General features: G+C 37.6%; 8 protein-coding genes. 2 read left to right on the plus strand and 6 right to left on the minus strand.

The annotated features are described in order from the left end of the window. The coding region (locus tag ACKI5B_RS04460; protein WP_407426253.1) for a DegT/DnrJ/EryC1/StrS family aminotransferase at positions 1-144 on the minus strand (144 nt) is incomplete at its 3' end. A gap of 8 nt (positions 145-152) precedes the next feature. Further along, the gene (locus ACKI5B_RS04465) at positions 153-1655 is read right to left on the minus strand and encodes a polysaccharide biosynthesis protein (RefSeq protein WP_407426239.1); all 1503 of its coding nucleotides are present in this window, start codon (positions 1653-1655) and stop codon (positions 153-155) included. 169 nt (positions 1656-1824) lie between these two features. On the opposite strand from ACKI5B_RS04465, the gene rpsD reads away from it, so the two are divergent. Further along, positions 1825-2418, plus strand: a complete 594-nt coding sequence (gene rpsD / locus ACKI5B_RS04470; RefSeq protein ID WP_407426241.1) for a 30S ribosomal protein S4 — start codon at positions 1825-1827, stop codon at positions 2416-2418. Positions 2419-2493: 75 nt separating this feature from the next. Here rpsD and ACKI5B_RS04475 read toward each other — a convergent pair whose 3' ends face one another. The 4 genes from ACKI5B_RS04475 to ACKI5B_RS04490 form a co-directional block, all read right to left on the minus strand. Next, positions 2494-5055, minus strand: a complete 2562-nt coding sequence (locus ACKI5B_RS04475; protein ID WP_407426243.1) for a penicillin-binding protein 1A — start codon at positions 5053-5055, stop codon at positions 2494-2496. 167 nt (positions 5056-5222) lie between these two features. Then, a complete protein-coding gene (locus ACKI5B_RS04480; protein ID WP_407426245.1) occupies positions 5223-6245 on the minus strand; it encodes a hypothetical protein in 1023 nt (340 codons plus the stop codon). Between the two features lie 68 nt (positions 6246-6313). Further along, a complete protein-coding gene (locus ACKI5B_RS04485) occupies positions 6314-7360 on the minus strand; it encodes a M23 family metallopeptidase (protein WP_407426247.1) in 1047 nt (348 codons plus the stop codon). An 81-nt stretch (positions 7361-7441) separates the two neighbouring features. Next, the gene (locus tag ACKI5B_RS04490) at positions 7442-7615 is read right to left on the minus strand and encodes a 4Fe-4S binding protein (RefSeq protein ID WP_407426249.1); all 174 of its coding nucleotides are present in this window, start codon (positions 7613-7615) and stop codon (positions 7442-7444) included. Between the two features lie 140 nt (positions 7616-7755). On the opposite strand from ACKI5B_RS04490, the gene ACKI5B_RS04495 reads away from it, so the two are divergent. After that, on the plus strand, positions 7756-8044 hold a 289-nt coding region (locus tag ACKI5B_RS04495), incomplete at its 3' end, for a hypothetical protein (protein ID WP_407426251.1).

The following is an 8044-nucleotide window of genomic DNA, read 5'->3' on the forward strand; positions in this document are numbered from 1 at the left end:
GCCAACATAAGAAGCAAATTCCTGTTCAAAATCGTGGGTTACCTTTCCTGTTGTAAGCCATCCAGAGTCAATTATATCGCAGACGGCTTTTTTTTCTTCATCGTCAAAAGAAGGCTTAAAAAACGGAACTTTGATTTCTGACATAAAATCTCCTACAAATTCATCGACTCGTTTTTTCTTGTGATTCTGTAAAATTCATCAAGTGATGGAACTTCACTGCGTAAAATCTGAATTAATTCTTCTTTATTGCGGAATTTTTCTTCATCGCCATTAAAATAGCAGATAGGTTCAAGCTTAGAAAGAAGTAAATCAAGCTTTTCGTCTCCGAATTCAATGTTTTTTAGAACTAAAAGCTTTTCATATTCGGTTTTCTGAGGATTTTCTTCTGAAAGCCACAAAGGTTCGTAAACCCTTTCTCCTTCACGCGCACCGATGATTTTAATTTCGATGTCTTTTCCAGGTTCAAGTCCTGAGAATTTTATGATCTGCTCCGCCATATCGAAAATTTTTAAAGGTTCACCCATATCAAGAAGATAAGACTTTCCGTTTTCGCCAACACCACCTGTTTCCAATACAAGAGAACAGGCTTCCGGAATGGTCATAAAAAAGCGTTCCATTTCTTTATCGGTTACAGTTACAGGACCACCGGTCTTAATCTGCTGCTGAAAAAGCGGAAGAATTGAACCGCGGGAACCTAATACATTTCCAAAGCGCACGAACATAAATTTCTGGTCTGGAGAAGCTTTTTTTGCATACTGGAGAATAAGTTTTTCTGAAAGCATTTTACTGACGCCATATACGCTTACAGGAGAAACTGCTTTGTCGGTAGAAATTAAAACAAACCGCTGGACTCCGGCTTCAATGCTTGCTTCCAGAAGATTTTTTGTTCCGAATACATTGTTTTCGATTACTGCAACAGGATTTTCTTCCATCATTGGAACATGCTTGTAAGCTGCGCAGTGGAAAATTACGTCCGCATGTGTTTTTTTGAGAATATAGCGCACATACTCTTTGTCTTTCATGTCTCCGATTATTGGAACAACAGTCGCCTTTTCTCCGACCCCTTCCTGCTGCAGTACATGGAGCTCACGGTAAATCTGAACGATTGAATTTTCTCCGTGACCAAAAAGATAAAGCCGTTCAGCTCCTCCAGAAAGAAGCTGGCGTGAAAGTTCAGAGCCGATTGAACCGCCAGCACCTGTAATTAAAACCCGCTTTCCGCGAAGATATTTAAGGCTTTCATGAAGAGGTATTATTACTGGAGTACGGCCTAAAATGTCGAGCGGGTCGATTTCGCGTGTCTGAACGAAATGAGCCTTTCCGTCAATAATCTGACTTACACTTGGTAAAATTCTGATGTGAGCAAAGCCGCATTTTTTTAAGATTTCATAAATTTCACGGATTTTTTCTGTCGGAGCGGACGGAATTGCAATAATTGCTTCATCTAATGGACCGCAGCGTAAAATTTTTGCAACATCAGCGATTGGACCTAAGACAGTTACACCTTCAATCTGCTTTCCTATTAAAGATTTATCATCATCTAAAAATGCTGCAACTTTTCCAAATACCTTTTTGCGTTTTAAATCTTCTGCAATCATCTGACCGGCAAAACCGGCACCGATTATATAAATTTGTGAATCACTTTTCTGAAGCATTTTATCCCCGAATCCCTCTAAATTAATATTATATCATATTGATTCAAATTGTGCAAAATGATAATATATTTTTGCTGTTTAATTTTATATTGAGCAGTACTTTGAAAAATCAAGCAACTTATTCTGATTTTTCGGAATCTGTCTTGATTAAAAAAAATAGGAGCATAAAATGGCTACACGACGCAATCCTCGTTTTAAGGAAAGCAGACGACTTGGTGTCAATGTTTGTGGACACCCAAAGGCAATGGACAGAGCAGGTGCACCTGCTTTCAAAAAAACAAAGAAATCTTCTGATTACGCTTTGCACTTAATCGAAAAACAGAAGGTAAAGGCTTATTACAATATCCTCGAAAAACAGCTTCGACGATATTTTGAACAGGCTTCAAAATCAAAAGAAATGACAGGTGTTGCTCTTTTGGTTGCACTTGAAACACGTCTTGATAATCTTGTTTATCGATTGGGATTTGCTTCATCAATCCGCATGGCACGCCAGATGGTAAGCCATAAGCATATTGAAGTTGATGGAAAAGTTATCAATATTCCTTCATATGCTGTAAAAGTTGGTTCAACAATCACTTTGGTTGAAAAAATGCGAAAGAGTGAACAGTTTAAGTCAACATACCTTTCAAATAACAAGGCTAAACTTGATTATCTTGAAAGAGATGATGATAACTTTACTGGAAAACTTGCACGTCTTCCACAGCGTTCAGAAATCCCTGTTCAGATTAACGATCAGATGGTAGTAGAATACTACTCTAAGTAAATTTAACAAAAAAACCGCTTCAAAACGAAGCGGTTTTTTTTATGTATTACAGTTTTTTTTATTATTATGCAGGTATTATTCCAGGAATAAATTGTAGTCCGGTGCGTTACCAAATTCATCTTCCTGTAGCAGGAATTCATAAGATTTAGATATGGCAGGGTTGTTCTTATTAGAAGAGGTTCCGTCAAGATTGAATGTAAGCGGTTCATCATCTTTTATGAGAAGTTCACTTGCGAATCCTGACTTGTAAAGTTCCTGTTTTAGCCTGTATATTCCTAATACTCTTCCTGTTGAATTACCGGAGTGAAGCGTACAGATATCTGTTGGCTGTGTACCATCAAGGAAGGTAAGCGTTATTTTGTGATTTCCACATTCTTCTGTAGGCAGTGCACCGCTTACAGAACAAATTGTTACATCAACTGTTCCTGTAGAAGGCCGGGTAAAATTTTTAAATGGCAAACCTTCATGTGCTTTCTGCATAAAACTTGCCATTGCATATCCTGCAAGTGTAGAACCTGTAAGTTCAAGCCCCAGAGACTGCCCGGGCTTATCAAAGCCAAACCAGAATACTGATGTGTAATAAGGTGTAAAACATGCTGTCCATGCATCTGCCCAGTTCTGTGTGGTTCCGGTTTTGCCTGCAGCTGGGATCGTATATTTTTTGCCGTTTGAATCTTTATAAGAAAATTTCGATCCATTGCCTGTAGGACCAGCAAGTGTACCTGATTTTACTGTATTTTCAAGCATTTTGGTCATAACATATGCGGTCTGAGGTGAAATAATCTGTGAAGCACTTCCTTTTGCCTGTTGTTTCTGGCGTACATCTTTTTCCGGATTCAGGAGAACCTTTCCGTTTTTGTCTTCAACATTTCTGATTGCAATTGGAACTACTTCTTTACCGCCATTAGCAAAAATTGCGTAAGCGTGAGCAACTTCGATTGGCCGCACTGAACAGACGCCTAAACCAATAGGGTAGCCTGGAACAAAACCTCTGTATGGAACTTCCTCCTGTGGAATTCCCAGTAAATCAATTGCACGGTTGATTGCAGAATCGAAACCTATACCATCCAGAACTTTTAGGGATGGTACATTCATTGAATGTGCTAAAGCATACCAGAGTTCAACATCTCCTTTCCATTCGCCACGGAAATTCTGCGGAATGTAAGGTTTGCCGTCGGCTGTATGGAAAACTACTGGTGTATCAGAAATTATTGTTCCTGGTGTGAACTGTCTTGAATCTATTGCCGCACTGTAGTATAGAGGTTTGAAGGAAGACCCCGGCTGCAGTTTTGCCTGAACAGCACGGATAAACTGGTTTTCCCCGTCATATTTGCTTCCGCCTACAAGGGAAGTTATATAGCCGGTGGAATTTTCGATTGCAATCATTGTGCCTTCGATGACATTTTTTCCGACATTTGATTTTGCGGTTGCATTTGCCTTATTTGCAACTCCTACTTTCAGAGAATCTATGCCCATAACTAATGACATTACATCTACAATCGGATTGATTTGTTTTGTATAAGTGGAAAGAGCAAGCGTTTCATTTCTCTGCTGTGAAACTTTTAATTCACCTAAATTAAATGTGAGGGTTAAAAGTTCTGTGAGAGGTGTATATATTTTGAAAGCCTGATTTTGTCTTGCATTGCTTGATTTTTTGTATGTTCGGTTTGCATATGCAATATATCTGTCCATTGTATTCTGGGCAGCAATCTGATTTTTTAAGTTTAATGTTGTATTTACTGTGAAACCTGATGAATAAATATCGTCCGTACCGTAAATCATGTCAGACAGCTCTCTTCGGACATATTCTGAAAACCAAGGTGCATTGTCATCTCTTGTTCTGATTGCTGTGTTACCGGTTCTTGTATAATCGAAATTTGCCCAGTATTCATCAAAAGATGTGTCAGCCTGTTCCTTGGTGATAAGTTTTGAATCGACCATGGCTGCCAGTACATATTTCTGACGGTCCATTGCACGGTTCGGATATTCAAACGGATTGTAGTGGGCAGGATTTGAAAGCTGGACAACAAGGATTGCAGCTTCTGCCGGTGTGATTTCGCGTGCATCATGTCCGAAATAGTATTTGCTTGCCGCATTTACACCATAAGTACCGCCGCCGAAATAAATTTTATTAAGATAGAGCTCAAGAATTTCATTTTTTGAAAAACGGCGTTCCATTTGAATTGCCCACCATAGTTCCTTTAGCTTTCGCATGTAGGATCGGTCTGTTCTGTCGCAGTAAAGTGTTCCTGCAATCTGCTGGGTTAAAGTTGAGCCGCCGCCGAGAGAAATGTGAAAAGTTTGTCCTATTACGGCACGAAACAGGGCTTTTATAGAAAAACCATGGTGTTTATAGAAAATTCTGTCTTCGCGGGAAACAAGTGCATCAATCATATGTTGAGGCAGTTCGTTTATGCTGATTATTTCACGCTTTTCTTCACTTGCAAATTCGGTTATTAATTCTCCGTTTATATCAAGAATTCGCGTAGGAAGAGCTGTATCAAATTCTGTAAAATTTTCGTTATCAATAATAAATTTTGTAGTTGAAAGGGCAAGGCCGAGAGAAAGTCCAAAAACGGCAGCAAAGAAAAAAAGCCCAAAAATCATTAATAAAGTAATTCTGCTGGTTTTCTGCATTGTTACAGAATACTATTTATTTTAAAAAAAGAAAAGGGCTGTCTTTCGACAGCCCAATTGCCCATCAGGCAAGCCGGGCACCAATGGGTGGGAGGGGATAATTGCGTGCCCGACATTTAAATTATCGCCTTAAAACTCCAAAATCTTTAGTTGAATTATTGAAAAAATTACTCTTCTTCGGAAATTGTTGCATCAATGTTGAGATTGACGGAATAAGTGTGACCGTTCAAAGCGGATATGTTTTTTACTATTTCGTAATCCCCCAGAATAAATTTTACTGTATGGTCGCCTTGTGTGATGGGAATTAAATCATTTGTAGTGGAAAGTTTTTCACCGTCAAGAAAAATTTGAGTATCTTTTGGAGACAATATTTTTAAAAGAGGTTCTATTCCCCTTAAATTTACCAGAAGTGATGTTGTTTTTGCCTGTTCAATTCTAAATGTTCTGAGTTCATTTCTGTATGAATCACTGACAATTGAAAGATGGTGTTCTCCGGTTGAAAGAATCTTGTTTTTTAAATCTGCTGTCTGAACAGGAGTGTCATCGATGAATACAGAATATTTTTTATCTTTTTGTGAAGTTTCTGATTCTGACGGCGGTGTATTTACTGAAAGAGAGAGCGAACCTTGATTTTTGAGAACAGGTTTAGCTGTGATTTCAAGAATTGAATCTTCCAGTGATTCAGGAACACCTTTCATTACCATCATAAACCGTAAAAATATTCCGTTATTTATATTTTTTATTTTTGGAAGTTTTTCAGAATAAGGATTTGATTTTATTGAAAAATCATCTGAAACTGGGATGTATAGTGTAAGGGAAAGTTTTCCTGGAAGTGTTGAAATATGTAAGCGCTCTCCAAAATAGTTGTTTGATTTTTCTGATGGCTGTGGTGTAAGGTTTTCGTAAAGCATATATGCAACAGAATCACGCCAGGTAGCAATTATTTCAGGAATCTTAAAATTGAGTTCAATGCCGCTTACATAAGTTAAGTCTTCCGGCAGTGTAACGAAAACAGCATCGTTAATTCCGGATTCTACTGAAAGTTTCTGATTAATTTCTGTAAGGTTTATGGAAATCAGCCTGTGTATTCTGAAATTTTCTGCATTTAGAAAAACAGTGCCCAATATAAAAATTGAGATAAAACAGAGAAGTTTTGGTTTAAGAAATGCTTTTATGCTGAAAAAACTCATAACTTTAGATAATCATTGAAATTATACCTTATAAAGCATTTGATTTCCACAAAATTTTCTCTATTTTTTTAAAAATTTTTAATCTGTTTAGACGGATCTAACGGAGTTCCGTTTTCCCTTACTTCAAAATGTAAATGCGGTCCGGTTGAAGCTCCTGTTGTACCGACTAATCCGATTATCTGTCCTGTAGAAACATTCTGTCCTTTTTTTACAAAAATTTTTGATAAGTGTGCATAACGGCTGGTTGTTTTTCCGGAATGACGTATATCAATATAGTTTCCGTAAAGTTCACTGTAACCGGTTGATGCTATAATTCCTGCTTTACAGGCATAAACTTCTGTTCCTTCTGGTGCCGCTAAATCTATTCCCGCATGAAATTTCCAGGCTCCTGTAACTGGGCTTGTGCGGTAGCCGAATCGAGATGTTAATACTTTTTTGTTCAGCGGCAGAATCATTCCTTTGTCATGAAAAAATGCAGTCTGTGTCGGAGAAAAGTTTTTATCAGAAAGAAAGTAGAATTCTTCTCCTTTTATTTCATAGACAGGAGTTTTTTCATCTATTTCATTTGAATATTCTCTTTGAAGAAGAATTTCCAGTGTTGAAGATGCTTTTTTAGGAATGAAAAGCCCCTGTGGTACCGGAAGAATTAAAATCATTCCGGTTTTTAAATCATCTGGGGAAGAAATGTGATTGACTGTAGCTAAAGTTCCCTGTTTTTGCTGAAGTCTTGCGTAAAGTCCGTTAAAAGTTGTCAGATAATTATCTGTGTCTTGTGCCACATGATATGTATAAAAAAGGGATTTTGGTAATTCTTTACTTTTAATTTTTGTCTTGAAGGAAGTATTTTGAAACTTCTGGATTTTGCTGTAGAGCTCCAGATCTTTCTGATACTGCTGCCAGATTTCATTATTTGATTCAATTGCAGATTTTTCCTGTTCAGTTTTTGCGGTGCGGGGAGAGATAAATCTGGGTTTTTCAATTATTACTAAATCATTGTTTGTAATTTTTATGAATGGTGTACCTTCTTCTTCACCTGTGTAAGGAATATCCTGGGAATAGAGCGAAAAGATAAGCTGGAGAATAAAAAATGGTGTAAGAAGAAATTTTTTATCCATTTCTGTCCGATTGTAAGAAATTTTTATGAAAAAAAAAAGACTGCCTTGGAAAGACAGTCTTTTTTAAGAATTATAAAAAGCTTATGCTTCCGAAATTGCACTTGCAGGACATTCTGAAGCGCATGTTCCACAGCTTACGCATTTTCCAGCATCGATTTCACGATGTCCGTTGTTTTCGCTGATAGCTCCAACCGGGCAGTCAGGTTCACAAGTTCCACAGTTTACGCATGTGTTTGGATCGATTTTCATTGCCATAATTTGTACCCCTTTATAAGAATTGTTAATAATACTTTAACATCTGAAATAGTGAAAAACAAGCGTTTGAATGACGAATTACTGTTGGCTAACGTACTAATTAGTTGAGGCTAACATATATAGTGTGCTACAATTAAACCATGAAAAAGAAAAATTTATCACTTGCTTTTGGTCTCCGCCTTGGAATTGAAATTGTTCTGCTGGTTGCAATTCTTTCAGTAATTACAATTATAGCAGTCCGCAAGGGAACTGAAAAAACATTCATCACTTCTACAACGGAACTTCTGGAAGCTCACAGTCAGGGGTTGAGTTACCGTAATTCAAAATTTATGCAGCAGCTTCGTATGTATACTATGGCAGACCCGATACAGAAGGGACTTTCCAGGCAGGATTTAATCGACTGGATTGTTTCTCACCGGAAAATACGAA

Source organism: Treponema sp. (assembly GCF_045657965.1).
Classification (GTDB): domain Bacteria; phylum Spirochaetota; class Spirochaetia; order Treponematales; family Treponemataceae; genus Treponema_D.